Genomic DNA, 25,851 nt, shown 5'->3' on the forward strand with positions numbered 1-25,851 from the left:
AAATCCCATGTCTATCACTCCATATCTCCCTGAACAAATTCGTCAGGGCAATGTGTTCACATGGGTCAATTCTCAGTGAAAATTTTGTAGGCTACCGGGTCACTTCTCAACGGAAATCAACACGGGGATGGTTGGGAGGCCCTGTTCCGGTTCTTCAAGAACTGGAGCCGCAGCATCAAGGCCGCGATGGGACGCCCGCAGAAGCCACTGCCTGCTCCACCACCCCTGACGCCTGCAAAGAAGTCTCAGGGGCCAACACAAGGCTTTCCGGTCCATCGAAGAGGCTCCGATGGCAAAACCGACCAAGAGTTCGAGCTGCCTGATCAGGAAGAACCCTCCGCTTATGAAGTTGACGAAGGAGAGGTGATCGACGAGTCGGAAGTTCTTTTCGAGCCGGAAGAGCCAATGCCCGACGATGAAAATGAAACAGGGCCCGCGTTCGGGCCCTGAAACTAAAGTGTATAAGTATGTTAAATGGGTAGCTACTGTCCCGGAAACGGTTTAACCAAACGGCACTCGTCAGGCGTCCTCTCTCGTGTCCAGCCAGCGCTGCAGGTCACTCTGCCGCCAGCCCACAAGACGAGCGGTCAGCTTGATCTGGGACGGGAACTCCCCGCTCTGTATCCGGCGGTAAATCGTAGACCGGCTCAAACCCGTCAGGTGCATCACTTCCTTCTGCATCAAAATGCGATCGATCGTCATATATTTTCCTTTCTAAACGATTTGTCACAACCTAGCAGGACATGTTTAAAATCAGGTTTAAAGGTGGGGTGGAAATGCGGACGCGGTTAGACATTTGGGCTGAAATTAGATCTTTGTTGCGCTCCACAACAACGGTAGCTTTGCGCAGCTCGTGATCTTTAAACGGCCACGCGAACGGCCCGAACCAGCCGTTCGCCTCGTGGCCTGCCGCTGCGGGGAAGTTTCACCAAACCGACCATTCGTCCATCGTGCAGCATTGCCGCCGGATGAAAGACGGAAGAGCGGACAAACCGGATCTTTGCCGCAAGTGCGCAAATGCCCGATTTGGCGAGCCGTTCAATAAGCGTACATTCCCGAATTCCAAAGGTTTAAGTCAGGAACGATGTGCACGGAGGGCTTCGGGGACAGCTATGAGAAGCAATACGGAAGCCGCGATCACAAAAAGCCAACTCCCTACAAGTTGAAACAATACCGCCCCGCAGACGCCCCCAATGGTGAAGCTGGCGAGGGTCAAGCTGTGTAGTTTGAGATTTGGCATAGCGTCTTGCCGCAACTTTGCTTCATCCGCGATCGCTACCAACTCTATTCCGATATCGGTTGCCATTCCTGACACATGGGTCGTGCGTACCCGCGCCCGTGAGATCATCGTCGTGACCGCGTTTTGAAGCCCCATAATAAAACTGAGAATGATGACTAGAATTGTCTCATTAGGGGACGCGAACGACAGAAGAAGCACCGTGCCAAGCAGCAAAAGTATGAAGGCCTCAACCGTTATCGCGAGGGCGTAGATTGACTGAAGGTTTCTCTTTTTTCCGGCTCGTATGACCAAGGCCGCTATATTTGCACCGAAGATAAATGCAGCGACCAGACCCAAGAACGACAACGACATCACAACGGCACCACCCGCGAAGTTATCCGCGAAGGCCGAAATGTTGCCCGTCATATTCGCGGTAAATGTCCCAGCGATAAGGAATCCGACGGCGTTTAACGCCCCTGCTATCGAGGACAAGAGACCTGCCAGAACCAGATCAATTTTTGTGGTGCGATCATCGCCAACTTTGATTAGCATTGTGGTTCCCGTTCAATGTTCTCTCAAAAGATGCCATTGGCCGATGGTATTCACAAACGTAAACACGACGGTTGAGAAAAACCTCTTTTGTGGCTCAAAAAATTGTCTCCCTAAAATGTTGTAAGAAACCCCGCTCAAAACCTAAGTGGTTGATAAAGTTTTTCTGCAATCCGTCGTTTAGCCGAAATTCGTGTATAACGCAGCATCGGTAAGATTGGGCTCCAAGCGGACCTCGGATGCACCGCGGCATCATGTGATACGATGCCTTCTCAACGTCGAGTTGTCGATGTGGGTGGGCGCGGTGGATCGGAGGGTTCATCATGGAAACACCAAACTTACCTGCCATCCGCGCATTGCGCCTAGCTTGGAACAAAGGCCGCATCGTCGGCCAGAAACGGCCCCTCAAGCCCAAACACGTCTGGGCGATCAGGGTGCGGCTGGAGCTGGCCGAAAACTATCGTGATCTGGCCTTCTTCAATCCTGCCATCGACAGTAAGCTGCACGGCTGCGACCTGGTGAAGATGAAAGTGGTCGATGTCATGGCATCAGGCCAAATCATGGAACGTGCATCGGTTCTGCAAAGCAAAACCCAGAAATCTGTGCGTTTCGAAATTTCTGAGGGCACACGTGCGTCCCTCGCAAGATGGATGAAGGAGCCGCTCATGGTTGGCTCCGCACACCTCTGGCCTGGGCGATTTCACGAACGAATTCACATCTTGACCCGCCAGTACGCGCGTATTGTTCGTAAGTGGGTAACCTGCATTGGCCTCGAGGCCAGCACCTATGATACGCACTCGATGAGGCGGACTAAGGTGACCCAAATTTATAAGAAGACGGGCAACCTTCGGGCAGTCCAGCTGTTTTTAAGCCATACCAAGATAGACAGCACTGTCAGATACCTTGGCTTTGAACTCGAAGATGCGCTGGCGATAGCCGAAGCTATCGAAATATAAATGCAAGGGCCGTCTTCACGGACGGCCCAAAGCGGCCTTCCATCCAGCACGCCGATGCCGCGCCGCAGCTTCCCCAGACCGGCCATTCGTTCATGGCGCAGCACTTTCGGAGGATGAAGGTCGATTGAACGGACATAGCTACGGTTTGTTGACTTCGCAGCAGTGGCGGCCTTCTGAAGCTGCGTGGCGATCGAAGCCCAGCCCGCCTAAGTTTCCGCTTGTTCGGCGTCACGCTCTTCCTTTGGCACCCTCTGTTCATGCGCTGTTTCACTACCAGAGAGAAAGATTCCCACTCCTTTAAGTGCAGGTATCTTGTCTGAGAAGACTCGCAGAACAATCAAAGCCGGGACGGCGATAAACATGCCGATGACAGACCAAGCCCAGCCCCAGAACGCCACCGCAAGGAATACCAGAACCGGGTTCAGCTTCAAACTACGCCCGACTGCATATGGCGTGATAAACTGTCCTTCTATCGTTGTCAGTCCAAGATAAACCCCTGCCACGATTAAGGCTGAAGACACGGTATCAAAGCTGATGACAGCTATGAAGAAAGCGAGCAGGACACCTGCAATTGCTCCAAGGAAAGGGATGTAGTTGAGAGCAAATGCCAGAACCCCGAAAAGTAAGGGGTTCGGCATTCCCAATCCCCAAAGCGCAAGACCGACAGACACGCCAAGGCCCGCGTTGATTGCTGTGATGGTGAGGAAGTAGCGCGACAGCTTGCGTTCAATATCGTAGGAAATCTGTATCGCTCTCTTCTTATCTTTAAATGTTGGCGCAGTCTGAACCAGCTTTTCATAAAACATGTCACCTGAAGCGGTCAGAAAGAAAAATAGGACCAAGGTGAAAATGATCTGACCCATGACGGACGGTGCAGTAGTGAGCGTTTGAGACAGAACGCTCGGTCCCTGAACGACTACCTCTTGGGGTGCTTCATCGCTCGGAGCGGCTGTCTCGGCGCCAGATTGTCCACCCTCGGCCACCTCTTGAACCTCATCCGATGCCTCCGCTACTTTCTGTATAACCTCTGAGACACCGCGCAACTTGCGTTCCACATCAGCTGCAATGGTCTCACGGTCGGCGACGTACTGCTGGATAGGACCGGAGAGCACCAAGGCAAGTGCGCTGAACCCCACCGCAAGAGCGGAAACAAACAACAGCGCGCTCACTGGCGGCGGCACGCGGCGACGCTGCAAAAAACGGCGAATGGGCGAGAAAGTTAGGGCCAGAAGAAAGGCGAGAAAGACGGGCATGATGAATGTGCGCCCAAGAACCACCGCAGCGACCAGAGCAAGGACTGCAAGCGTCACCTAGGGCCAATTAGTGGGTCGCAATGGCAAAGGCGGATCGATCTCAGACATAGCGAGTACCACCTTCTTTGAGATGCAAAATGAGAGGGAAGACAGTCAACGAGAGGAAGACGCCGGAAATTTTCCACAAGATAGGCCTCACAACGACAATCCTTCAGCAGTTCTGCTCTTATACATACCTTGAAGCCGCTATCCGGCAAGCGATGTTGTTCACAAGAAGATCTTGAAGGGATGGCTCACTGCCATTTTGCAATTGCATATGAGCGGCTTACCGCGTGAGCATGCCAGCAGCAAAGAAAGACACCTCATGATCCGTAGTCGATTGAAGTTCACCAATCAGAATCTGAGCGAGAATCTGTGAATCAGGCCTCTTCGCAATGCGGTTCTCGCAATTTTGGTCGTGTATGTGGTGCATTTTGCGGACACCCTGCCCCTACGGGACATCGCGCCTGACATCATTATAGAGACGGTCGAAAAACTGTTGACGGAGATCTCCGCAAGCATGCACGGGGTTGCCACATTTGCCGTCGCATCCTTGGTATCAGCTTATGCCTCCGCAGGCGGCCGTGCGACGCCCCGCGCCTTTGCGCTCATAATCGCGGATGGTATGTCGCAAGAAGCCCTCTCGAGCTTCATTGGCGCCTTCATTTTCAGCATCGTCGGGATCAAGCGGTCAAAGTTGGCTTCTTCGGTGTCGCAGGACGCCTTGCGCTCTTCCTTTTCACAATTGCAATATTTGCTTGGGTGGTGCTCACCTTCGTCCGCTGGGTCGACAACATCGCACGCCTTGGTCGCATCGAGAACACGATAGAAAAAGTGGATGCCGCAACCCGCGAAGCCTTTCATCATTTTCATCGCACAGCCCCGCTCGGAGGCCGGCCTGTCATCAACTACCCAAAGAATGGGGTGGATCTTTACTCAGATGAACTGGGGTTTATCCAGCACATCGATACGGGGCGGCTCGAAGAATGGGCAAAGGAAAATGATGTGGTGGTTTATGTCAAAAGCCTGCCAGGAGCGTTTATTCATCCACAACGTTCACTCGCAACGATTGCTCAAGAACTGAAAAAACAGTGTTGGACCTAAGCGAGCCCCTAAACGCCTCTGTGCTGGCTGAACGCCGAACCTATTCAAGCGACCCTCGCTTCGGCGGCAATCGCTAAGAAATTCAAGCGTGAACTGGCACCTGCCCAAGCTTCCGATTGAATTGGCCTGACGCACTGAGGCCAAGGCGGTCGATCTCGCTCCACACAACCACACAACCACACAAACGTAATTCGTTCAGGTATTTTCAGCAATACAGCCAAAATCTCGATTGCAGCTTGGCGTCTGTCGCTATTACTAAATAGATTGGCCAATGCAGGGCAGCATGATCTCAACTCTGGTTCCTTGGCCAACCTCGCTCTGCACTGATATGTCACCGCCAGTGTCCACTGCGAATTGCCGAGTTTGATACAGGCCCAATCCCGTGCCATGCTCCTTTTTGCTTGTGACGAAGGGGCTAAACAATGTCTCGATTGATGCTGCTGGAATACCTTTCCCGGTATCTTCGACCATGACAGCGACGAAGTTCCCGCCAGCAAGGCGTTGATGCTCATCTCCCTGAACTACCCGCGTCGATATCACTAAACGTCCGCCGTCGCCCATTGCGTGCGAGGCGTTAATCACAAGGTTCATCACGGCCGCATCGAAGAGTGCAGGACTCGCCATGATCTGCGCGTCATTGGCCGAAAGTCTGAGTTGCAGATCGACGTCCACCGCTATGCATCGGCGCAAAAGTCCTTCAAGCTTGGCAATCTGGGCGTCGGGATCAATCGCAATTTTGTTAACCTCGTGGTCTTTGGCGAAGCATAGCAGTTCGTTGGTCAGTCGGTCGCCCCGATCTATTGCATCTTCAAGATGGACCAGCAGATTTTCGTCAGCGCCCTGCCGCCGCAAGCTACGCACACCTGCATGAATTACCGATACCAAGTTCTTGAAATCATGTGCCACGCCGCTTGTCATGTATCCGACAGTCTCAAGCTTTTCCTGCATCAAGGCCTGCTGTCGGTGGGCTTGACGTTCCAGTTCTCGTCGCGACAAGATGGAATACAAAAGGACAATGAGGGCGATCACCAAAGCATCCATCAGCATAAGGAGCCAGATTGAGTTTTTCCAACTGGCCATCGCCTCGCTCTGATCATGTGCCAATGTAACCAGCAGCGGGTAATCTTTGAGCCGCTCATATCCCACAATTGAAGGCTGGTCGGAAAGGGGGTTCGTGGCCCGGTAGACACCGACCGGTGCGCGTGGAACGTGAGATCTGAATAACTCAAGACCTTCGGGCGCTTTCCCATAAAGGTCTGGCTGAGGCGGGCTGCTGGCAATCAATGTCCCATCCTGATGAAACAGGGCAATCGCATCGCCCGGTTGTAGCTGCAGACGGCCGTAAGTCTGCTCAACGAATAAGGGATCAACCGCTGCCACAACGATTCCGGTGAATTCCCCATCGGGGCTTTGAATTCGGCGCGAAATCGGCACGAACCACTCCGCGACGGAGCGGCTTAGGATCGGCCGCCCGACAAACATCTCCAGCGTTGGATCGTCCCGTAACGCCTGAAAATAGCGGCGGTCCTCCAACGAGACGCGCGGTGTGTTGGGGTAATCCGTATCATGAGTAATAAACCCGTCGGGACCGATAACAAACAGTGCCCGGACAATGCCCAGATGGTCGCGCGCGTCGCGCATAAAGGTTCGAAAATCGACATCGTCATGCTCAATCGCCTCGCGCTCGAGCTGGACTGCCAATGACCTAAGGGTTACATCCGTTGTTTCGAACACCAGGCGGGCCTGATCACCCAGAAGCGACGTCATATTTGCCACGGCAACCTGTGCCTCTTGGATGGCAGCCTGTCGCGATTGCACGATGAACCCGAGCGAAAACACGATAAGTGCCGAAATCAGAATGCCTGTTTCAAGCCGAAGCCGCCGCGGCGTTGCCGCGAGCTTGTGGCGGACCTGCTCTAAATATGAGTGAAGCGCGCGCTGATTCATAGAGGCATCTTACAGTGCATGTATTCTTTATAAAGACATAAACGGCGGCGGAGTGGCCTTAGCAACTCGGCTTCTTCGGCCTCTTGGATGCCGAAATATAACTGGCAGGTGTGGGCCGAACCTAGATTAACCAGAACCTGCGGTCTGCGAATGTTTGCTTCCAGTTGTCTGAACAAAGTCATTTCCTTGATGCAGCGTAAGTCCGCTCCCCACCGAATGTGTCAACCGGGCGTGTCTGCTTTGGGCTGGGACCAGTCATCCGGTTGGTCGCGATGCTGCGTGCAACGTCAAGTTTTGAGTGCCGCGGCGCCGCACGTCCGGTTTGAGCCAAACATGTTGTTTCGTTAGGGTGTAGTGGCTGCCTGATTAGCTATTACTTAGGTAAAGACCTTAACGTATTGACAGTTGCTGCTCAGTGATTTTACTTAGGTATATGGCTAAGTATGATTCGACTCTTGATCTGTGCTTTGCCGCCCTAGGCGACCCGACGCGGCGAATGATCCTTCAGCGCCTCGCGCGGGGTGAGGCAACGGCGAGTGAACTGGCGGAACCGCACGCGATGGCTCTGCCGTCGTTCATGGAGCATCTGAAAAAGCTCGAAGCTGCTGGTTTGATTTCGTCCGAGAAGAAGGGTCGAACCCGCGTTTGCGAACTGGCACCAGATGCCTTCACCCCCGCGAAAAACTGGCTGACAGAACAGAGCGCCATTTGGGACGGACGGCTTGATCAATTTGACGACTATGTCACCAATCTCACGAAGGAGCGGAATAAATGACTCTCGATCCGAAAACTGACCTGACATTTACGCGCACGATCAATGCGCCAAGAACTTTACTCTGGGAATGCTGGACCACTCCCGAACACATCAAGAATTTCTTCATCCCCAAGCCCCACGGTATTGAGAGGTGTGAGATCGACCTGCGTGTGGGCGGCAAGTTCAACACGACGATGAATGTCGAAGGCAACCTGATAGAAAACGAGGGGGTCTATCTGGAAGTGGAGGACTGCAAGAGGCTCGTCTTCACGGATACATACAGCGAAGGCTGGAAGCCTGCCACTGATCCGTTCATGACCGCCATCATCGAGTTTGGAGACGATGGAAACGGCGGAACGACCTACACCGCGATCGCGCGGCATCGCTCGCCAGAAGCCCACCAGAGCCATGAAGACATGGGCTTCTATGACGGTTGGGGCACAGTAGCGACGCAACTTGAAGAATACGCCCAGACTCTCAGATGATTAAAAGCGGACTGTGCGTTGATGGCGGCAAAGTCCGCTCATCGGACCTTCGCCCTTCAAAAATGCTGCACGATGCACGAATGGCCGGTCTCAGGAAGCCGCAATGCGGCACCCACGCTAGGCATGAAGGTCGGCTCTGGGTCGCTAGCGAAATACTGCGAACTCCACTTCCTTCGCACAACTGTCATTATTCTGGTCGCAACGAAGGGCGGTTCTCCGCCAAGTGGTGTCGAACTACACGGTAAGGCACCTAAAAAATACCCTTTCCGCCAGTGCATGAGGAAGGGGTTCGAGAAGCATTGTGTATGAGTTGCCGACTCCAATGCGAAGAAATTCTTCAGCCGCGAAAAGTAAGATAATATTGTAGATGCCTTTTGTATCTAATGCACTCCGACTAACTAATATTATGCGATATGGCCTTGACGATATGTCCGCCGGAGGCACTACCCCACCACCACGCTACCCCTCTTCGGCATCTCCAAACTCGACCCCTTTGGTCAGGGGAAAACCGCGCAGGAAATCTTCCGGTTCCATGACACCCTTGCCCGCCCGTTGCAGCTTTAGCAAATCAACCGCGCCCTCTCCGCAGGCTACGCGCAGTGCATCGTTTAGCACTTCCCCCGCCGCACCTGTCCCATGATCTGCAACCCGACTGAGAAGCAGTTTGACCCGCTGTCCCTCCACCATGCTCCACGCACCGGGAAACGGCGAGAGACCGCGAATCTGTCGATCCACTTCAACTGCGGGGCGGGTCCAGTCCACGACGGCTTCGGCTTTGTCGATCTTGGCGGCATAGGTCACGCCTTCTTCGGGCTGGGGCACGGCCTGTGCCGAGACTCCATCGGCCAGTACCGTCAGAATCGCATCCCGTCCCAAAAGGCTCAGCCGGTCGTGCAGGATCGCGGTTGTGTCTTGATTCGAAATATTCGTGCGCACGGTCAGCAGCACAGGGCCGGTATCAAGCCCTGCTTCCATCTGCATCACACAGACGCCGGTTTCCGTGTCCCCTGCCAGAATAGCGCGGTGGATCGGTGCGGCGCCGCGCCAGCGGGGCAGCAGGCTGGCGTGGATGTTCAGGCAGCCTTTCGCCGGTGCATCCAGCAGCGCTTGTGGCAGGATCAGCCCGTAAGCCACCACAACAGCCACATCCGCATCAAGCGCGGCGAAAGCATCGCGGTCCGCCTGATCCTTGAAGTTCACCGGATGGCGCACCGGCAAGCCCAACGCCTCGGCCGTTTTTTGCACCGGCGAGGGCCGGTCTTTTTTGCCACGGCCCGCAGGACGGGGGGGCTGGCAGTAAACGGCGCAAACCTCATGGCCTGCGTCCACGATACCTTGCAGAATCGGCACGGAAAATTCCGGCGTTCCCATAAAGATGACACGCATCACGCACGCCCTTTCTTCAGCGCCAGCTTGCGCGCCTTGGCCACCAGCATCTTGCGTTTAACCGCGCTAAGGTTGTCGAAATACATCTTGCCGTTCAGATGGTCGATCTGGTGCTGCACGCTGGTCGCCCAAAGCCCCACAAGATCCTTGCGCTGTTTCACGCCCGTCTCGTCCAGATAGGTCACAGTCACCCCGCGAGGCCGCGCAATTTTTGCCGACACGCCGGGCAAATTGGGCGAAGCTTCGGTGTATTCCCGCAGTTTCACACTGGCGTCGATGATTTCGGGGTTGGCCATGCGCAGCGGCTTGTCTCCGGCTTCAGAGGCGTCCACCACAGCAAGCCGCCGCATAACGCCGATCTGACAGGCTGCCAGTCCGACACCGGGCATGGCGTACATGCTGTCGAGCATGTCATCCCAGATGGCGCGGACTTCGTCGTCTACCGCTTCAACCGGATCACAAACTGTGCGCAGCCGTTGATCGGGCCAAGGGACGAACGGGCGGACTGTCATGGTGTTTCCTTTTGATAATCAAGCACTAGCCGCCCCTCCAGATGATCCGCTTCATGCTGGATCACAACGGCAGCATCGCCGGTAAACTCTTGCTGATGCCGCGCCCCTGTCACATCCTGCCAGTCGAGCCTGATCCTTGCGGGGCGCGTGACCTCAACCGGCGTATCGGGAATAGAGAGACATTGCTCGGCCACGGTGCGGCTTTCAGGTCCAAGCGGCGTCACAACCGGGTTAGCGCAGACGAAAGGATTTCGCTCCGCAGCCTTCCAATCCGCATCAAACACAAAAATCCGCCGCTCGTCACCAACCTGTGGCGCTGCCAGCCCGCGCCCTTCGGCTGCGTACATCGTCTGCAGCATATCCGCGGCCAGCCGCGCCAGCGCATCGTCAAAAACCTCTACCGCAGAACACACCTGCCGCAAGACGGGATCAGGATGCATCACAATCGGTAAAAGCCTCATCCGCGCGCCCGCTCTTTCTTTAGCTTCAACATTTTCTTGGTGATCATAGAGCGTTTCAGCCCGCTCAGGTAATCTATGAACAGCTTGCCGTTCAGATGGTCCAGCTCATGCTGTGCGCAGGTGGCCCATAGCCCGTCGAACTCCCGCTCTTGCTGTTCGCCCTGAAGGTCCAGAAACTGCATCACCGCACGGGCGGGGCGTTCTACGTCTTCATACATTTCGGGAATAGAAAGACAGCCCTCGTTGTAGACGCTGGTCTCCTCGCTGGTCCAGACAATGGCCGGATTGATCAGCACCATAGGTTCGGGCTCTTCATCCTTGGCGGTGCAATCCATGACAAACACCCGCTGTAAGGAACCGACCTGCGGCGCGGCGAGACCGACACCGGGGGCGTCATACATGGTTTCCAGCATGTCGCGAGCCAGCGCCTGCACCTCTGGCGTCACCGCCTCGACAACGGGGCAGACTTTCTTGAGGTGCGGATCGGGGTGTATCAGGATTTCTTTTACAGACATGCCCGCCATTTAGGATAATCCCGACGTCCATGCAAGCGCCCGTAAAAACCGCTTGCACCTGCGGGGCCTTTTCGTAGCATCCCCGTCAAATTCAAAATACAGGAATACCGAAGATATGAGCTTTGACGACATAATCGACCGCACAGGCACCAAATGCGCAAAATGGGACGGGATGGAATCCATCTACGGGGTTTCGCCCGAAGACGGCCTGCCCATGTGGGTCGCAGATATGGATTTCCGCTCCCCTGACTGCATCATTAAAGCAGCACAAGATCTGACGGACCACGGGGTATTCGGCTATCGCTCCGATTACTCGGATTATCACAATGCTATCATCTGGTGGATGAAAAACCGCCATGGCTGGGATGTAAAGGCAGAAGAAATCTTCACCACCTTTGGATTGGTAAACGCGGTGGGCATGTGCCTGCACAGCTTTACACAGCCCGACGACGAAATCGTGCTTTTCACCCCTGTCTACCACGCCTTTGCCAAGGTCATTAAAAACGCTGGCCGCAAGGTAAAAGAATGCCAGCTGGTCGAACAGGACGGCCGCTACGAAATGGACTTCGCGGCCTATGAAACCCAAATGACCGGCGCGGAAAAGATGCTGATCCTCTGCTCCCCCCATAACCCGAGCGGGCGGGTCTGGAGCAAGGCGGACCTGCAAAACATCGCGGATTTTGCCGAACGGCACGACCTGCTGATCATCTCGGACGAGATCCACCACGACATCGTCTACCCCGGCCATACCCACCTGCCGATGCCCGTGGCTGTGCCAGACTGTATCGACCGGCTGATCATGCTGACCGCCCCATCAAAAACCTTTAATGTGGCCGGCAATCACGCAGGGAATGTTATCATCCACGACCCCAAACTGCGCGCCAGATTTTCGGCGGCGATGCAGGGGCTTGGGGTATCCTCGACCATTTACGGCACGGCAATGACGACCGCCGCCTATTCCCCTGAAGGCGCCGCCTGGGTGGATGAACTCGTGGCCTATCTGGTTGAAAACGCGCGTATCTTTGACGAAGGCATCAACAGCATTCCGGGCCTTTCCTCCATGCGGCTGCAAGGAACTTACCTCGCATGGGTGGATTTCGCGAATACCGGCATGGATATGGCCGAGGTCAAAGACCGCGTGCATAACACCGCAAAAATCGCGCCGAATGAAGGCACAACCTTCGGCTCGGGCGGAGAGACCTTCCTGCGCTTTAACCTCGGAACCCCCCGCGCCAATGTGAAAGAGGCTATCTCCCGCATGAAAACTGCTTTCGCTGATCTGCAATAACGGCCCCTATCCGGCTCTTTTTGGTAAAAATATCCAATCCTGCGCTGCAAGCGGGGTCTTAACGCTGAAAGCTTGGAAATGCCGCAGCGCAGCACTTGCAGGGTGCTGCGCAATAAACTACCAATCAGCCAACCCAAATCGAAACATCATTACCCAAAGGATGCAAAAATCATGAGCTTCAAAGTCCAACCCGCCCCACCAGCCCGCCCCAACCGCTGCCAGCTTTTCGCACCCGGCTCCCGCCCGGCGATCTTTGAAAAGGCAGCCGCCTCCGATGCGGATGTGATCAATCTGGATCTGGAAGACAGCGTTTCTCCCGCGGATAAGGCCGAAGCCCGCAAAAATGTGATCGAAGCGATCAATACAATCGACTGGGGCAATAAAACCCTCTCCATCCGCATTAACGGTCTGGATACGGAATTCTGGTACAAGGACGTTGTCGACATTCTGGAAAACGCCGGTGACCGGATTGACCAGATCATGATCCCCAAGGTGGGCAACGCAGGCGACATCTACGCCGTTGACGCCCTAGTCACTTCTGTCGAAATGGCCAAAGGTCGCAAGAAACCGATCCAGTTCGAAGTGATCATCGAAACCGCGGCCGGACTTGCCCATGTGGAAGAAATCGCCGCTGCCTCCCCCCGTATGGCGGCCATGTCGCTGGGGGCTGCGGATTACGCAGCTTCGATGGGCATGCAGACCACAGGCATCGGGGGCACACAGGAAAACTACTATATGGTGGAAAACGCCAATGGCGATGCGTCCCGCGCCACCCATCTTGGTGATCCGTGGCACGCTGTCACCGTGGCCATCGTTTCGGCCTGTCGCACCCACGGCCTGTTGCCCGTTGACGGCCCGTTCGGAGATTTCTCCGATGAAGAAGGTTTCAACGCTCAGGCCCGCCGCTCTGCCACGCTCGGCATGGTGGGAAAATGGGCGATCCACCCGAAACAGGTCGCCCTCGCCAATGCTGTCTTTACTCCCTCCGAAGCCCAGATCACCGAGGCCCGCGAAATCCTTGTTGCAATGGAAGAAGCGGAAAAATCCGGTCAGGGTGCGGCCGTTTACAAAGGCCGTCTGGTGGATCTGGCCTCTATCCGTCAGGCGCAGGTTATTGTAAAACAGGCCGAAATGATCGGCTAACCCGTAAACGGGCGGGGCCACCCCCGCCCGATTCCAAAGGACAGCGCATGACCGACTCCCCCAATGCAGAACAGGCGGATTTCTGGACCGACGGGGCCGGATTGGACTGGATAACCTATGAGGCGCAACTGGATGCGCTTTTTGCGGGGGTCAATCAGGCACTTCTACAGGCGGCGGCACCGCAATCCGGACAAACCGTGCTCGACATCGGCTGCGGCACCGGCGCCACCACGCGGGAGTTCGCCAGAGCGGTCGGCCCAAGCGGCCATGTGCAGGGCCTCGATATTTCGACCACAATGGTGGAGCAAGCCAGAAAATCCGCAGCCGTTGCGGATCTTGGCAATGTCACCTTCACTTGCGCCGACGCCCAGACCGAACCCCTGCCCGAAAACCGCTTTGATCACGTCTTCTCGCGCTTCGGAGTGATGTTTTTCGCGAATCCCGTCGCCGCTTTTGAAAACTTGCGCAACAGTCTCACCCAAAGCGGCCAGTTAACCATAGCCTGCTGGGGACCATTCAAAGAAAACCCTTGGTTCACCCTGCCCCGCCGCGCGGCCACGGATCTGCTGGGCAATCCACCCCCGATGAACCCGCGCGATCCCGGCCCCTTTGCCTTTGCCGACACAGATTACGTGCAAACCATCCTCAAAGACGCAGGGTTCCAAAACTTCGCAGTCACCACAAAAGACATTCCCCTCACCCTGCAAGGCACAGCCGCAGACGCCGCTGAACTCTCCTCCTACATCGGCCCCGCCAACAGCGTCATCCGCGCAAAAGGCGGCACCGCCGCAGACAAAGCCGAGATCGTGAAAGCAACCAAAGCAAAACTGAAAGCCTACGAGAAAAACGGCACCGTCACCGTTCCTTCAAAAATCCACATCTACACAGCTCAAAAACAATCCTGACACCCGCTTCAATGTTCCGTGAAATACTCCCCGCCGGAGGCTCCCGCGGCTGCAAACGCCACAACCACGCGGTTACTCTGCAGCGACCTGTTTGATCCCCAGCATTTCCGCCAGATAATGCCCAGTGTGGCTGGCTTTCACTTGTGCCACCTCTTCCGGCGTGCCGATTGCTACAATTTCGCCCCCGCCATCGCCGCCTTCAGGGCCGATATCGATGATATGATCCGCAGTCTTAATCACGTCGAGGTTGTGTTCGATCACCAGCACGGAATTGCCCTGATCGACCAGTTCGTGCAGCACTTCCAGCAGTTTACGCACGTCCTCAAAGTGCAGGCCGGTGGTGGGTTCGTCGAGAATATACAGCGTCCGTCCGGTGGACCGTTTGGACAGTTCTTTTGACAGCTTCACCCGTTGCGCCTCACCACCCGACAGGGTCGTGGCCTGCTGGCCGACCTTGATATAGCCGAGTCCGACCCGCAACAGCGCAGTCATTTTGTCGCGAATGGCCGGCACTGCCTGAAAGAAGGTTTCCGCATCCTCGACAGTCATATCCAGCACATCGGCAATGCTCTTGCCCTTGAACAGCACCTCCAGCGTTTCGCGGTTGTAGCGTTTGCCGTTGCAGCTTTCGCAGGTCACATAGACGTCCGGCAGGAAGTGCATCTCGATCTTGATCACCCCGTCGCCCTGACAAGCCTCACAGCGCCCGCCCTTCACGTTGAAGGAGAACCGCCCCGGTTTGTAGCCTCGCGCTTTGGCTTCGGGCAACCCGGCGAACCATTCGCGGATCGGTGTAAAAGCACCTGTATATGTCGCAGGGTTGGAGCGCGGCGTGCGCCCGATGGCCCGCTGGTCAATGTCGATCACCTTGTCGAGATATTGCAATCCCTTGATCGCCTCGCAGGGGGCCGGCGTCTGTTTCGCACCGTTTAACCGCATGGAGGCGGTTTTGAACAGGGTTTCGATGGTCAGGGTCGATTTACCGCCACCGGAAACGCCCGTCACGCAGCAAAATGTGCCCAGCGGATAATGCGCAGTGACGTTTTTGAGGTTATTGCCGGTCGCGCCTTCTACCACCAGAGACTTGCCATTTCCCTTGCGCCTTTCAGCAGGGATCGGAATACTGCGTTTTCCAGTAAGATATTGACCGGTAATGGATTTTTTGTTCTTCGCAATTTGCGTTGGCGTGCCCTTGGCGATGATTTCCCCGCCGTGCACACCCGCCCCGGGACCAATGTCCAGAACGAAATCCGCCTCGCGGATGGCTTCTTCGTCATGCTCGACGACAATCACCGTATTGCCCTGATCCCGCAGGTTTTTCAGCGTCGTCAGCAAACGGTCATTATCCCGCTGATGCAAACCAATCGACGGTTCATCAAGCACATAGAGCACCCCCGTCAGGCCCGAACCGATCTGGCTGGCCAGACGAATCCGCTGGCTTTCCCCACCCGAGAGCGTACCGGAGTTGCGCGACAGGGTCAGGTAGTTCAACCCAACATTCACCAGAAAGCCCAACCGCTCGCGGATTTCCTTCAGGATTGCGCGGGCGATTTCGTTTTTCTGCGCTGAAAGTTCTGCAGGTATACCGTCGACCCAGTCATGGGCTTCGGCAATAGACATTTCCACCACCTGCCCCACATGCAGCCCGCCGATTTTCACCGCCAGCGCTTCGGGGCGTAGACGGTATCCGTCACAGACACCGCAATGACGGTTGTTCTGATAGCGTTCAAATTCTTCGCGGATCCAGTTGCTGTCCGTCTCGCGGTAGCGCCGCTCCATATTCGGGATCACGCCTTCAAAGGCGCGGGACACCTCATAGACGCGGCCACCCTCATCATAGCGGAACTTGATTTCCTCATTACCCGAGCCGTGCAACATCAGTTGTTGCACATGGGCCGGAAGTTCCCGCCAGGGCAGGTTTTTATCAAATTCGTAATGCCGTGCGATGGCCTCAATCGTCTGGCGGAAATAGGGCGATTTCCCCTTCGCCCAAGGCGCCAGCGCCCCTTTATACAGGGACAAAGACGGGTCCGGCACCACCAGACGTTCGTCAAAGAACAATTCCACACCCAGACCGTCACACTCCGGACAGGCGCCAAAGGGTGCGTTGAACGAAAACAGCCGCGGTTCGATTTCGGGGATGGTAAAGCCGCTAACCGGACAGGCAAACTTTTCCGAAAACGTATAACGCTCCGGCTCGCCCTCTTTCGGGGCGGTTTCCAGAATGGCAATGCCATCCGCCAGATCAAGTGCCGTGCGCAAACTATCCGCAAGCCGCGTCTCCAGCCCTTCCTTCACAACGATCCGGTCAACCACCACGTCGATATTGTGGCGGAATTTCTTATCGAGCGTAGGCGGCGTGTCGAGATCGTGGAATTCTCCGTTCACCTTGACCCGCTGAAAACCGGTTTTCTTTAGTTCAGCAAACTCCTTGCGGTATTCGCCCTTGCGATCCCGCACAATCGGCGCCAGCAGATAGGCGCGCGTACCTTCCTCCATCAACATCACACGGTCTACCATCTCGGACACTTGCTGTGCCTCGATCGGCAATCCGGTGGCCGGAGAATAAGGCGTGCCAACGCGGGCGAACAGCAGCCGCATATAGTCGTAAATCTCAGTCACCGTGCCAACAGTAGAACGGGGATTCTTCGAGGTGGTTTTTTGTTCAATGGAAATAGCGGGCGACAGACCGGAGATGTGATCCACATCCGGTTTTTGCATCATATCGAGAAACTGCCGCGCGTAAGCCGAGAGCGATTCCACATAACGGCGCTGCCCCTCGGCGTAGATCGTGTCAAACGCCAGAGAGGATTTCCCCGATCCCGAAAGCCCGGTGATAACCACCAGCTTGTCGCGCGGAATATCCACGTCGATGGATTTGAGATTATGCTCGCGCGCGCCGCGGATTTCGATATTTTTGAGTTCAGCCAATGCTCTGCCCTAGTTTGCCGATCAGACCCTACAACATCTAGGTCATCCGCGCGGGATTGCCAACAGAAAAGCCGGAACATTAAGGGAACATACAAGGATCGAAACGCCCTCCTGACAGAAAGTGTCATGACGACGGGGCGACCGGCAATTATTTGCCCAGAATGACTTTCACGTAGTTTCGCGTTTCCTTGTAGGGTGGCACGCCATTGTATTTTTCCACGGCAGCCGGACCTGCGTTATAGGCGGCCAGTGCCAGACGCCAGCTGCGGAACTTGGCATATTGCTGTTTAAGGTAGCGCGCACCGCCTTCAAGGTTCTGGGCCGGATCATGGGGGTTCACCCCCAGATAGCGTGCGGTAAACGGCATCAGTTGCGCCAGCCCGATGGCCCCTGCGTGGCTTTTGGCTTTGGGATTCCAGTTGCTTTCCTGCTGCACCAGACGGTTGAACAGATCCACCGGAATACCATGCTTGCGGGCGGCAGCCTCGGCCATTGGCCTGTAGACACCTTTATAGGACCCTGTGTAGCGCGGGATCAGGTCCAGACGGTTTTCCTTGGGCAACAAGCGGGCGGAGCTGGAATATTGGTTCGACAGTCGTTTGTCGATCAGCTTGGAATGGCTGGAGGAGATGCCCAGACGGGATTTGGAGGATTTCGTCACATCCGCAAAAGCCGCAACAGGACCGAACCCCATCACCACCACTAGACTGCCCGCCAGTATTTTAATCATTCTCGTGCCCCTGCCCGATCAAACTCTGGCACAGGCTTTACAGGTTTTTTGCCAATTTGAAAAGATAGCCCCGGAAAAGCAGCCGTGTTAGTGGTTTGTTCATTGGTTGCAGGGCACAGAGAAGATGGTTAACTACCACGCACGCAAGAAACGACAAAAGATTCGAGTTTAGGGAGAAACGCCTATGGCTGGCAGTTTGAACAAGGTTATGTTGATCGGCAATCTGGGCCGTGATCCGGAAGTGCGCAGCTTTCCAAATGGCGGTAAGGTGTGCAACCTGCGCATCGCAACTTCCGAACGCTGGCGCGACAAGAACACCGGCGAAAACCGCGAGCGTACAGAATGGCATCAGGTTTCCATTTTCAGCGAAGGTCTGATCCGCGTGTGCGAACAATACCTGCGCAAAGGCTCCAAAGTCTTTGTCGAAGGCCAGTTACAAACCCGTAAATGGCAGGACCAGAGCGGCAACGACCGGTATTCGACCGAGGTGGTTCTGCAAGGCTTTAACGGTACATTGACCATGCTGGACGGACGCGACGGCGGTGGTGGCGGGTCGCAAGGCGGCGGCTACGATCAGGGCGGCGGCAGCGGCGGCTATGGCGGCGGTTACGATCAGGGTGGCGGCTATGGCGGCGGCTCTCAGGGTGGCGGTTCCCAAGGGGGCGGCAACTCCGATCTGGACGACGAAATCCCGTTCTGATTGGCGCAAGCCCGTCACGACCGTCAGCATATTATGGCCCCCGACGCGGGGCCATTTTTTTGCCGTTTTGCACCCTTTCCGCTGCATGGCACGGGGCGTGATCTGATGCCACCGATCCGCTCCGGCGTGCCGATGGTCCGTACAGGGCCACAGGGGGCCATTTAGCGGAGGATTAAGGGGAATATTTTGCTGAATCGGGCCGAAATCGGGGCAGAAAGATTGCCCTTATGCTGAGGCTGGTTTATAGGTGGTCCACTAGATATTGTGTAAAGAAGCAAGGCGGCCAGACGTGAGCGACGAGACCGAAGATCAGCCGATAACCCCACCAGAACGCCCGATCCATGACGGCCCGACAATCTCTATCGAAGAGGAGATGAAAACCTCCTATCTCGATTACGCCATGAGCGTGATTGTCAGCCGCGCGATCCCTGATCTGCGCGATGGTTTGAAGCCGGTGCACCGCCGGATTCTCTATGCCATGAACGAGACCGGCAACACCCACGACAAATCCTACCGCAAATCGGCCCGTCCGGTGGGCGATGTGATGGGGAAATATCACCCCCACGGGGATTCCGCGATCTATGACGCGCTGGTGCGCATGGCGCAGGATTTTTCCATGTCGCTGCCGCTGCTGGACGGTCAGGGCAACTTTGGCTCTATGGACGGCGACAGCGCCGCGGCGATGCGTTACACCGAAGTGCGCATGGACAAACCGGCCGCCAGCCTGCTGGCCGATATTGACAAGGACACTGTCGATTTTCAGGACAACTATGACGGCAAGGACCGCGAACCGACGGTTCTGCCGGCCCGCTATCCCAACATGCTGGTCAACGGTGCCGGTGGTATCGCGGTGGGGATGGCCACCAATATTCCACCCCACAATCTGGGCGAAGTGATCGACGCAACCCTTGCGTTGATGAAAGACCCCGATATGGACAGTGTGCAGTTGATGGAATACATCCCTGCCCCCGATTTCCCCACCGGCGGCATTATTCTGGGCCGCTCCGGTGCGCGTAAAGCTTATACGGAGGGGCGCGGCTCGGTCATTATCCGTGCGAAAACGCGGATCGAGGAAATCCGCAAGGACCGCTACGCCATTGTCGTGGACGAGATTCCCTATCAGGTGAACAAGGCCACGATGATCGAAAAAATCGCGGAACTGGCGCGGGACAAAAAGATCGAAGGCATCGCCCATGTGCAGGACGAATCCGACCGGATCGGCGTGCGTGTGGTGATCGAGCTGAAACGGGATGCAACGCCGGAGGTGGTTCTGAACCAGTTGTTCCGGTTTACGTCCCTGCAAACTTCTTTCGGCTGTAACATGCTGGCGCTGAACGGTGGCCGTCCGGAGCAATTGAACCTGCACGGTTTCCTGTCGAGCTTTATCAAGTTCCGCGAAGAAGTCGTCGCGCGCAGAACCGCGTTTGAGTTGCGCAAGGCACGCGAGCGTTCCCATATCCTGTGTGGTCTGGCCGTGGCTGTGTCCAATGTGGACGAAGTGGTTGCAACGATCCGCAGCTCCGCCGACCCGGCCGAAGCGCGGGAAAAACTGATGACCCGCGCATGGCCAGCGCAGGATATTGCTGCGTACATCAAGCTTATCGACGATCCGAGTCACACTATAAACGAAGATGGCACCTATCATCTGTCGGAAATTCAGGCCCGCGCCATTCTGGACCTGCGGCTGCAACGGCTGACAGCAATCGGCGTAAAAGAAGTCACGGACGAGTTGGAAGAGCTCGCCGCGAAGATCACCGATTATCTTGAAATCCTCCGCTCGCGCGACCGGATCATGGGGATCATCACCGAAGAACTGACCGAAGTGCGTGAGATGTTCGCCGTGCCACGCCGTTCGGAAATTGTCGAACATGTGGACAACATGGACGACGAAGACCTGATCGAGCGGGAAGATATGGTCGTGACCATCACCAACTCCGGCTATATCAAACGCACCATTCTGGCGGATTACCGCGCACAGAAACGGGGCGGTAAGGGCCTGCAGGGGATGAACACCAAGGACGAGGATTTCGTCACCAACCTGTTCGTCGCCAACACCCACACGCCGCTACTGTTCTTCACATCGGATGGGATGGTCTACAAGCTCAAGACGTGGCGTCTGCCTCCGGGGGGACGGAACTCTCGCGGGAAGGCAATCGTGAATATCCTGCCGATTCCGACAGGTGTTTCCATCGCGGCAATCATGCCCGTGGATGTACCAGAGGACGAATGGGACAATCTTCACATCGTCTTTGCCACCACCGCAGGGGATGTTCGCCGCAACGCGCTGAGCGATTTCACCAATGTGAAATCCAACGGCAAGATCGCGATGAAGCTGCCGGAAAACGTGTCGATTGTGAACGTTAACATCGCCACGGAAAATGACGACTTCCTGCTGACAACGGAATTGGGCAAGGCGATCCGCTTCCCGATCACCGATGTGCGCGTCTTTAAGGGCCGTGACAGCACCGGCGTGCGCGGCATCCGACTGGCCGAAGGCGACTCTGTCGTTTCAATGGCTGTGATCCGTCACGTGGACGCCAGTGCCGAAGAACGGGCCGGTTATTTCAAGCGTCGTCGTGCTGTGACCGGAGAAGACGCCGGCGCTATAGAAGAAGCGGCCGATGGCGATATCTCACCGGAACGCTACGCCGAACTTGGCGCATTGGAGCAGTGGATCCTGACCGTCACATCCGGCGGTTACGGCAAACGGTCCTCTGCCCATGAATACCGCGTCGCTGGTCGGGGTGGTCAGGGTATCGCTGCGGCCAATTTGGGCCGGCGCAACGACCGGATCATCGCCAGCTTTACGGTGGATGAAGACGACCAGATCATGCTGGCCACCTCGACCGGCCAGTCGATCCGCTGCCCTGTCTCGGGTATTTCCCGTCAGGGGCGTACCTCTTCGGGCGTGAAAGTCTTCAACACGGCAGAGGGCGAAAAAGTTGTCTCGGTCGCCTATATCGCAGAGCAAGGCGATGAAGACGCCGCCGACGGCGAAGCGCAAATCGGAGACGAAACTGGTGAATCCGACGCTTCAACAGAAGAATAAACGCGGATTTATTTGAGAAAAACTTGGAAAAGGGGCCAAATTCGGCTCCTTTTCTTGACGATTTAGCGATCCGCGCCTAGGTTCGGGCTGCCAAACGGCGCTTTTGTATTACCGGATCGTTTTTGGCGTTACTCGTGTGTATGGCGGTTGTGTGATGGAAAATTGGGATGACTTGCGGTTCGTCGTGGCCCTCGCTCGCTACGGAACCATGTCCAAGGCCGCGTTATATCTACGCACAAACACCGCCACAGTCTCCCGCAGGATCAAACGGCTGAACGAAACCACCAACACGTTATTGTTCCAGAAATCCGGTGCCGAATGGGAACTCACCACCGAGGGCCGCCGCCTGTTTGAACTGGCGGCCGGTTTCAGCGATGATCTGCGCTCTTTTCATGCAACCACCCCGTCGAGCTTGCAAACCACACAAACCGTCCGCGTTACCGCGCTCGATTTTCTTGTCTCCACCGTCCTGAGCAAATCGCTCAACACATTCACCGCACAACACCCTAATGTCACACTAGAGCTGAGCGGCAACAATAACCGTGTCAGTCTGGCATATGGTGAAGCAGACATCGCACTGCGTCTGACCCGCCCAACCGAAGGCCGTCTGGTAGCGCACCGGATAGCCGATATTCGCATGGGGATTTACGGACCGCGGGATTGTCCGCGGGACGACTGGATCGGGCTGACCTTCGACCTCGACTGGACACCTGAAATGAAAAACGGTCTGGCGTTTTTTGCGCAGGAACCAAAATTGCGCTTGTCTTCGTTTCAGGGAATTATGCAGGCGATCCGGACCACCGGCCAGCCGGGTATCCTTCCCGAAGTGATGGCGACCAGCGCCCCCGATCTTGAACTTTTGCAACCTAGCGAGGAAATGCGCGTCAGGGAATTATGGCTGCTTTACCATGAAACCCGCAAAGAAGACGCTGTCCTGCGCAGCACCTGCCGGTGGCTCGAACAATCCTTTGCCAGCTTCAGCGAATAGCAACAATTTTATTCAAACATTTGACAGACTCCACAGGCTTCTTTAGCCTTCGATCTATCCCCTCCAATACCCGCTGTGCGTCTGCAATTTATGCAAACCCGCCTTTGCGTTTTTAGCGCTTTACCCCCGCGTCAGTATCCCGTCTTGTTAGGTGGGTAATTGGACCCGCTACCCATCTATTGGGTCCTTTTCTGCCCATTGCGGCAGTTTACCCGTTCCCACTGCGAACCCCTACCGCAGTGGGAACACTAAGCCCCTTTCCATTCCTGCCGACCTGTCCTAAATGCCAAGCATGAGCAAACCTATTCACATCATCGGCGGCGGCATGGCCGGCAGCGAAGCAGCCTGGCAAGCCGTTCAGGCGGGACAGCCCGTCGTTATCCATGAAATGCGTCCCGACGTGGGCACTTTCGCGCATCAAACCGACAATCTGGCAGAGCTGGTATGTTCCAACTCCTTCCGCTCCGACGATCACGAAGCCAACGCCGTTGGCTTGCTGCATTGGGAAATGCGCGCTGCGGGCAGTCTGATCATGGAGATGGCAGAGAGACACAAACTCCCCGCCGGTGGTGCGCTTGCGGTGGACCGCGAACCTTTTGCACAGGCTGTGACCGAACGGTTGCTGGGCCATCCTCTGGTGACTTTGGAACGGGGGGAAGTGACCGGAATTCCCCCGCAAGACTGGGGTCAAACAATCATCGCAACAGGTCCCCTGACCTCATCCGCGCTGGCGCAATCCATCCTGTCTGTCACGGACGAAAGCTCTCTGGCGTTCTTTGATGCCATTGCGCCGATTGTTTACGCCGACAGTATCGACATGTCCAAAGCGTGGTTCCAATCCCGCTATGACAAGGGCGAAACCGAGGAAGAGCGCACAGCCTATCTCAACTGCCCGATGGATAAGGAAACCTATGAGGCGTTCATCGACGCGCTGCTGAACTCTGGCAAGACAGAGTTCAAGGATTGGGAAAAGGACACGCCCTATTTTGACGGATGCTTGCCGATTGAGGTGATGGCCGAACGGGGTCGCGAAACCCTGCGGTTCGGGCCGATGAAGCCTGTTGGATTAACCAATCCCCATCAACCGGACGTCAAACCCTATGCGGTGGTGCAATTGCGCCGCGACAATGCGCTAGGCACTCTTTTCAATATCGTCGGTTTCCAGACCAAGATGAAATATGGCGAACAGGCGGCGGCTTTCTCCCTGATTCCCGGCCTTGAAAACGCACGGTTTGCCCGTTTGGGTGGTATTCACCGCAATACCTTCATCAACTCACCGCGCCTGCTGGACCATCAAATGCGTCTGAAAAACCGCCCCGACATCCGCTTTGCCGGACAGATTTCCGGTGTGGAAGGCTATGTGGAAAGTGCCGCAATGGGGCTGCTTGCCGGACGTCTCGCCGTGGCCGAAGCCCTTGGCGCGCCGCTTGATCCGGTGCCACAAACCACCGCAATGGGCGCCCTTGTGACACATATCACGGGCGGTGCGGATGCGAAAACCTTCCAGCCGATGAACGTCAATTTCGGGCTGTTCCCACCGGTCGACAACGTCAAAGGCGGGCGGCGAAACCGGAAAGACCGCTACAAAGCCTATACGGATCGGGCGAAAACGGACTGGCAGGGCTGGCTTGCCACGCAGGCCTGAACCGACTTTGCAGGATCACGGAACGGGACAGGTAACATGATCGTCGAAAGATTTGCCCCCTCTCCCACCGGGTTCCTGCATTTGGGCCACGGCTTTTCCGCGATAACCGCTTTTGACGCTGCGAAGGCGCAAAACGGTCGTTTCCTCTTGCGGATGGAAGACATTGACACCGCACGCTCCAAACCGGAATTTGAAGCGGCGATTTATGAAGATCTACGCTGGCTCGGACTGGCGTGGGAGACGCCGGTGCTGCGCCAATCGGAACGGATGGAGCACTACAATGCAGCGCTTTCGCAACTTGTGGACATGGGGGTCTGTTACCCCTGTTCCTGCACCCGTCGCGACATTGCCGAGTCGCTGTCCGCTCCGCAAGAAGGCGCAGCACAACAATTCGGTCCGGACGGCGTAATCTATCCGCGGACCTGTTGCGCCCGTTCAATGGCCCAAAAAACGAGCGCGGATGCCGTGCGTCTGGATATGCGCAAAGCGGTGGCGCTGCTCGATGATTTGGATAAAGCCGGTTACACAGAAATAGGCGAAAACCCGGGCTGGCAGCCTCTTTCCCCAAGCTACCTTATTGAGCGCTGCGGCGATATTGTTCTGGCCCGGCGCGACATCGGCACCTCCTACCATTTGGCCGTGGTTGTGGATGACGCGGCACAATACATTACCCATGTGACACGGGGCGCGGATATGGCCCCGGCCACCCCGATACACGTTTTGCTCCAGCGGCTGTTATCCCTGCCCACACCCGTTTACCGCCACCACCGACTGATCCGCGATGACTCAGGAAAAAGGCTCGCGAAACGCCACGACGCGCTGGCACTTCGCGCGTTACGGGATGCGGGCTGGACTGCGCAAGACGTGCGTACGGCTGTCAAACCATAGGCTTGGAGAGTTCTACCTCCCCCTCCAGCACGCTGGTGTAAAAACAACTGCGCCTGTTGGTGTGACATGCCGGACCTTCCTGATCCACCAGCACAAGAATACAGTCCCGATCACAATCAATCCGCATATCCACCAGCTTTTGCGTGTGGCCCGAGGTTTCCCCCTTCACCCAAAAGGAGGCACGCGACCGCGACCAATAGGTCACACGCCCGGTTTCCAGCGTTTTCGCCACCGCCTCGGCATTCATCCACGCAAGCATCAGTACTTCCCCGCTGTCGTGTTGCTGGGCGATCACGGGCAACAATCCCCGATCATCGAATTTCAGGGTGGCGGGATCAAAATTTACCATCTCGGGCCGGTTCCTCTTTCCAAAACAGGGGTTGAAGCCTAGTTATAGAGGTAAC

At 56.1% G+C, this 25,851-nt stretch carries 24 protein-coding genes; 13 read left to right on the forward strand and 11 right to left on the reverse strand.

Features of this window, described 5'->3' with window-relative positions:
- Positions 1-519: 519 nt before the first annotated feature.
- Together BFV97_RS04080 and BFV97_RS04085 are read right to left on the reverse strand one after the other, a co-directional pair.
- A complete protein-coding gene (locus BFV97_RS04080) occupies positions 520-702 on the reverse strand; it encodes a helix-turn-helix transcriptional regulator (protein ID WP_069299080.1) in 183 nt (60 codons plus the stop codon).
- A gap of 373 nt (positions 703-1,075) precedes the next feature.
- Positions 1,076-1,771: a YoaK family protein gene (locus tag BFV97_RS04085; RefSeq protein WP_069299081.1), complete on the reverse strand. Its 696-nt coding sequence runs from the start codon at positions 1,769-1,771 to the stop codon at positions 1,076-1,078.
- A gap of 320 nt (positions 1,772-2,091) precedes the next feature.
- On the opposite strand from BFV97_RS04085, the gene BFV97_RS04090 reads away from it, so the two are divergent.
- Positions 2,092-2,724, forward strand: coding sequence for a tyrosine-type recombinase/integrase (locus BFV97_RS04090; RefSeq protein WP_069299082.1), 633 nt, complete (start codon positions 2,092-2,094; stop codon positions 2,722-2,724).
- Positions 2,725-2,930: 206 nt separating this feature from the next.
- Here BFV97_RS04090 and BFV97_RS04095 read toward each other — a convergent pair whose 3' ends face one another.
- On the reverse strand, positions 2,931-4,034 hold the full coding sequence (locus BFV97_RS04095; RefSeq protein WP_281200935.1) for an AI-2E family transporter: 1,104 nt from the start codon (positions 4,032-4,034) through the stop codon (positions 2,931-2,933).
- Positions 4,035-4,443: 409 nt separating this feature from the next.
- On the opposite strand from BFV97_RS04095, the gene BFV97_RS19240 reads away from it, so the two are divergent.
- Together BFV97_RS19240 and BFV97_RS19145 are read left to right on the forward strand one after the other, a co-directional pair.
- Entirely contained in the window at positions 4,444-4,845 is a 402-nt protein-coding gene (locus BFV97_RS19240; RefSeq protein WP_425412263.1) for a DUF2254 family protein, read from the forward strand.
- Positions 4,782-5,120, forward strand: coding sequence for a DUF2254 family protein (locus BFV97_RS19145; protein WP_216635947.1), 339 nt, complete (start codon positions 4,782-4,784; stop codon positions 5,118-5,120). The genes BFV97_RS19240 and BFV97_RS19145 overlap by 64 nt, the downstream gene beginning before the upstream one ends.
- A gap of 255 nt (positions 5,121-5,375) precedes the next feature.
- Here the strand turns inward: BFV97_RS19145 and BFV97_RS04110 are convergent, their stop codons facing one another.
- Positions 5,376-7,067: an ATP-binding protein gene (locus BFV97_RS04110; RefSeq protein WP_069299085.1), complete on the reverse strand. Its 1,692-nt coding sequence runs from the start codon at positions 7,065-7,067 to the stop codon at positions 5,376-5,378.
- 433 nt (positions 7,068-7,500) lie between these two features.
- Here BFV97_RS04110 and BFV97_RS04115 point away from each other — a divergent pair, with 433 nt between their 5' ends.
- Complete coding sequence (locus tag BFV97_RS04115) at positions 7,501-7,842, forward strand: ArsR/SmtB family transcription factor (protein WP_069299503.1); 342 nt, start codon at positions 7,501-7,503, stop codon at positions 7,840-7,842.
- Positions 7,839-8,306, forward strand: coding sequence for an SRPBCC family protein (locus BFV97_RS04120; RefSeq protein WP_069299086.1), 468 nt, complete (start codon positions 7,839-7,841; stop codon positions 8,304-8,306). Before BFV97_RS04115 ends, BFV97_RS04120 begins: the two co-directional genes overlap by 4 nt.
- A 459-nt stretch (positions 8,307-8,765) precedes the next feature.
- On the opposite strand, the gene fmt is transcribed toward BFV97_RS04120, so the two are convergent.
- From fmt to def (BFV97_RS04140), 4 genes are read right to left on the reverse strand one after another with little or no spacing between them, the layout of a single operon-like run.
- Positions 8,766-9,692: a methionyl-tRNA formyltransferase gene (fmt, locus tag BFV97_RS04125; RefSeq protein ID WP_069299087.1), complete on the reverse strand. Its 927-nt coding sequence runs from the start codon at positions 9,690-9,692 to the stop codon at positions 8,766-8,768.
- On the reverse strand, positions 9,692-10,204 hold the full coding sequence (gene def, locus BFV97_RS04130) for a peptide deformylase (RefSeq protein ID WP_069299088.1): 513 nt from the start codon (positions 10,202-10,204) through the stop codon (positions 9,692-9,694). The genes fmt and def (BFV97_RS04130) overlap by 1 nt, the downstream gene beginning before the upstream one ends.
- Positions 10,201-10,665, reverse strand: a complete 465-nt coding sequence (gene def, locus BFV97_RS04135; protein WP_069299089.1) for a peptide deformylase — start codon at positions 10,663-10,665, stop codon at positions 10,201-10,203. The genes def (BFV97_RS04130) and def (BFV97_RS04135) overlap by 4 nt, the downstream gene beginning before the upstream one ends.
- Positions 10,662-11,180 carry a peptide deformylase gene (def, locus tag BFV97_RS04140; protein ID WP_069299504.1) on the reverse strand — a complete coding sequence of 173 codons (519 nt, stop codon included), beginning with the start codon at positions 11,178-11,180 and terminating at the stop codon, positions 10,662-10,664. The genes def (BFV97_RS04135) and def (BFV97_RS04140) overlap by 4 nt, the downstream gene beginning before the upstream one ends.
- 115 nt (positions 11,181-11,295) lie before the next feature.
- On the opposite strand from def (BFV97_RS04140), the gene BFV97_RS04145 reads away from it, so the two are divergent.
- The 3 genes from BFV97_RS04145 (at position 11,296) to BFV97_RS04155 (ending at position 14,516) form a co-directional block, all read left to right on the forward strand.
- Complete coding sequence (locus BFV97_RS04145) at positions 11,296-12,468, forward strand: MalY/PatB family protein (RefSeq protein WP_069299090.1); 1,173 nt, start codon at positions 11,296-11,298, stop codon at positions 12,466-12,468.
- A 171-nt stretch (positions 12,469-12,639) separates the two neighbouring features.
- Positions 12,640-13,611: an HpcH/HpaI aldolase/citrate lyase family protein gene (locus BFV97_RS04150; RefSeq protein ID WP_069299091.1), complete on the forward strand. Its 972-nt coding sequence runs from the start codon at positions 12,640-12,642 to the stop codon at positions 13,609-13,611.
- A gap of 47 nt (positions 13,612-13,658) precedes the next feature.
- Entirely contained in the window at positions 13,659-14,516 is an 858-nt protein-coding gene (locus BFV97_RS04155) for a class I SAM-dependent methyltransferase (protein ID WP_069299092.1), read from the forward strand.
- 72 nt (positions 14,517-14,588) lie between these two features.
- On the opposite strand, the gene uvrA is transcribed toward BFV97_RS04155, so the two are convergent.
- On the reverse strand, positions 14,589-17,447 hold the full coding sequence (uvrA, locus tag BFV97_RS04160) for an excinuclease ABC subunit UvrA (protein ID WP_069299093.1): 2,859 nt from the start codon (positions 17,445-17,447) through the stop codon (positions 14,589-14,591).
- A gap of 148 nt (positions 17,448-17,595) precedes the next feature.
- A complete protein-coding gene (locus BFV97_RS04165; RefSeq protein WP_069299094.1) occupies positions 17,596-18,177 on the reverse strand; it encodes a lytic transglycosylase domain-containing protein in 582 nt (193 codons plus the stop codon).
- A 184-nt stretch (positions 18,178-18,361) separates the two neighbouring features.
- Here BFV97_RS04165 and ssb point away from each other — a divergent pair, with 184 nt between their 5' ends.
- The 5 genes from ssb to gluQRS all read left to right on the forward strand — a co-directional run bounded on the left by ssb (position 18,362) and on the right by gluQRS (position 25,447).
- Positions 18,362-18,877, forward strand: a complete 516-nt coding sequence (ssb, locus tag BFV97_RS04170) for a single-stranded DNA-binding protein (RefSeq protein WP_069299095.1) — start codon at positions 18,362-18,364, stop codon at positions 18,875-18,877.
- A gap of 289 nt (positions 18,878-19,166) precedes the next feature.
- Positions 19,167-21,926, forward strand: a complete 2,760-nt coding sequence (gene gyrA, locus BFV97_RS04175; RefSeq protein WP_069299096.1) for a DNA gyrase subunit A — start codon at positions 19,167-19,169, stop codon at positions 21,924-21,926.
- A gap of 154 nt (positions 21,927-22,080) precedes the next feature.
- Complete coding sequence (locus BFV97_RS04180; RefSeq protein ID WP_069299097.1) at positions 22,081-22,914, forward strand: LysR family transcriptional regulator; 834 nt, start codon at positions 22,081-22,083, stop codon at positions 22,912-22,914.
- Positions 22,915-23,206: 292 nt separating this feature from the next.
- Positions 23,207-24,559, forward strand: a complete 1,353-nt coding sequence (gene trmFO, locus BFV97_RS04185; RefSeq protein ID WP_069299098.1) for a methylenetetrahydrofolate--tRNA-(uracil(54)-C(5))-methyltransferase (FADH(2)-oxidizing) TrmFO — start codon at positions 23,207-23,209, stop codon at positions 24,557-24,559.
- A gap of 36 nt (positions 24,560-24,595) precedes the next feature.
- Positions 24,596-25,447, forward strand: coding sequence for a tRNA glutamyl-Q(34) synthetase GluQRS (gene gluQRS, locus BFV97_RS04190; RefSeq protein ID WP_069299099.1), 852 nt, complete (start codon positions 24,596-24,598; stop codon positions 25,445-25,447).
- Here the strand turns inward: gluQRS and hisI are convergent.
- The gene (hisI, locus tag BFV97_RS04195; protein WP_069299100.1) at positions 25,437-25,796 is read right to left on the reverse strand and encodes a phosphoribosyl-AMP cyclohydrolase; all 360 of its coding nucleotides are present in this window, start codon (positions 25,794-25,796) and stop codon (positions 25,437-25,439) included. The genes gluQRS and hisI overlap by 11 nt on opposite strands.
- Between the last annotated feature and the right edge of the window lie 55 nt (positions 25,797-25,851).

It is taken from the genome of Neptunicoccus sediminis (assembly GCF_001719615.1).
GTDB lineage: Bacteria > Pseudomonadota > Alphaproteobacteria > Rhodobacterales > Rhodobacteraceae > Amylibacter > Amylibacter sediminis.

Bases quoted from the DNA above. Each gene is read 5' to 3' on its own strand.
- BFV97_RS04110 (WP_069299085.1), bottom strand. From the start codon at position 7,067: ATGAATCAGCGCGCGCTTCACTCATATTTAGAGCAGGTCCGCCACAAG.
- ssb (WP_069299095.1), top strand. From the start codon at position 18,362: ATGGCTGGCAGTTTGAACAAGGTTATGTTGATCGGCAATCTGGGCCGT.
- BFV97_RS04090 (WP_069299082.1), top strand. From the start codon at position 2,092: ATGGAAACACCAAACTTACCTGCCATCCGCGCATTGCGCCTAGCTTGG.
- def (WP_069299504.1), bottom strand. From the start codon at position 11,180: ATGTCTGTAAAAGAAATCCTGATACACCCCGATCCGCACCTCAAGAAA.
- BFV97_RS04180 (WP_069299097.1), top strand. From the start codon at position 22,081: ATGGAAAATTGGGATGACTTGCGGTTCGTCGTGGCCCTCGCTCGCTAC.
- BFV97_RS04155 (WP_069299092.1), top strand. From the start codon at position 13,659: ATGACCGACTCCCCCAATGCAGAACAGGCGGATTTCTGGACCGACGGG.
- gluQRS (WP_069299099.1), top strand. From the start codon at position 24,596: ATGATCGTCGAAAGATTTGCCCCCTCTCCCACCGGGTTCCTGCATTTG.
- def (WP_069299088.1), bottom strand. From the start codon at position 10,204: ATGACAGTCCGCCCGTTCGTCCCTTGGCCCGATCAACGGCTGCGCACA.
- BFV97_RS04115 (WP_069299503.1), top strand. From the start codon at position 7,501: ATGGCTAAGTATGATTCGACTCTTGATCTGTGCTTTGCCGCCCTAGGC.
- trmFO (WP_069299098.1), top strand. From the start codon at position 23,207: ATGAGCAAACCTATTCACATCATCGGCGGCGGCATGGCCGGCAGCGAA.
- BFV97_RS04145 (WP_069299090.1), top strand. From the start codon at position 11,296: ATGAGCTTTGACGACATAATCGACCGCACAGGCACCAAATGCGCAAAA.
- def (WP_069299089.1), bottom strand. From the start codon at position 10,665: ATGAGGCTTTTACCGATTGTGATGCATCCTGATCCCGTCTTGCGGCAG.
- BFV97_RS04120 (WP_069299086.1), top strand. From the start codon at position 7,839: ATGACTCTCGATCCGAAAACTGACCTGACATTTACGCGCACGATCAAT.
- BFV97_RS04085 (WP_069299081.1), bottom strand. From the start codon at position 1,771: ATGCTAATCAAAGTTGGCGATGATCGCACCACAAAAATTGATCTGGTT.
- hisI (WP_069299100.1), bottom strand. From the start codon at position 25,796: ATGGTAAATTTTGATCCCGCCACCCTGAAATTCGATGATCGGGGATTG.
- fmt (WP_069299087.1), bottom strand. From the start codon at position 9,692: ATGCGTGTCATCTTTATGGGAACGCCGGAATTTTCCGTGCCGATTCTG.
- BFV97_RS04165 (WP_069299094.1), bottom strand. From the start codon at position 18,177: ATGATTAAAATACTGGCGGGCAGTCTAGTGGTGGTGATGGGGTTCGGT.
- BFV97_RS04080 (WP_069299080.1), bottom strand. From the start codon at position 702: ATGACGATCGATCGCATTTTGATGCAGAAGGAAGTGATGCACCTGACG.
- BFV97_RS04150 (WP_069299091.1), top strand. From the start codon at position 12,640: ATGAGCTTCAAAGTCCAACCCGCCCCACCAGCCCGCCCCAACCGCTGC.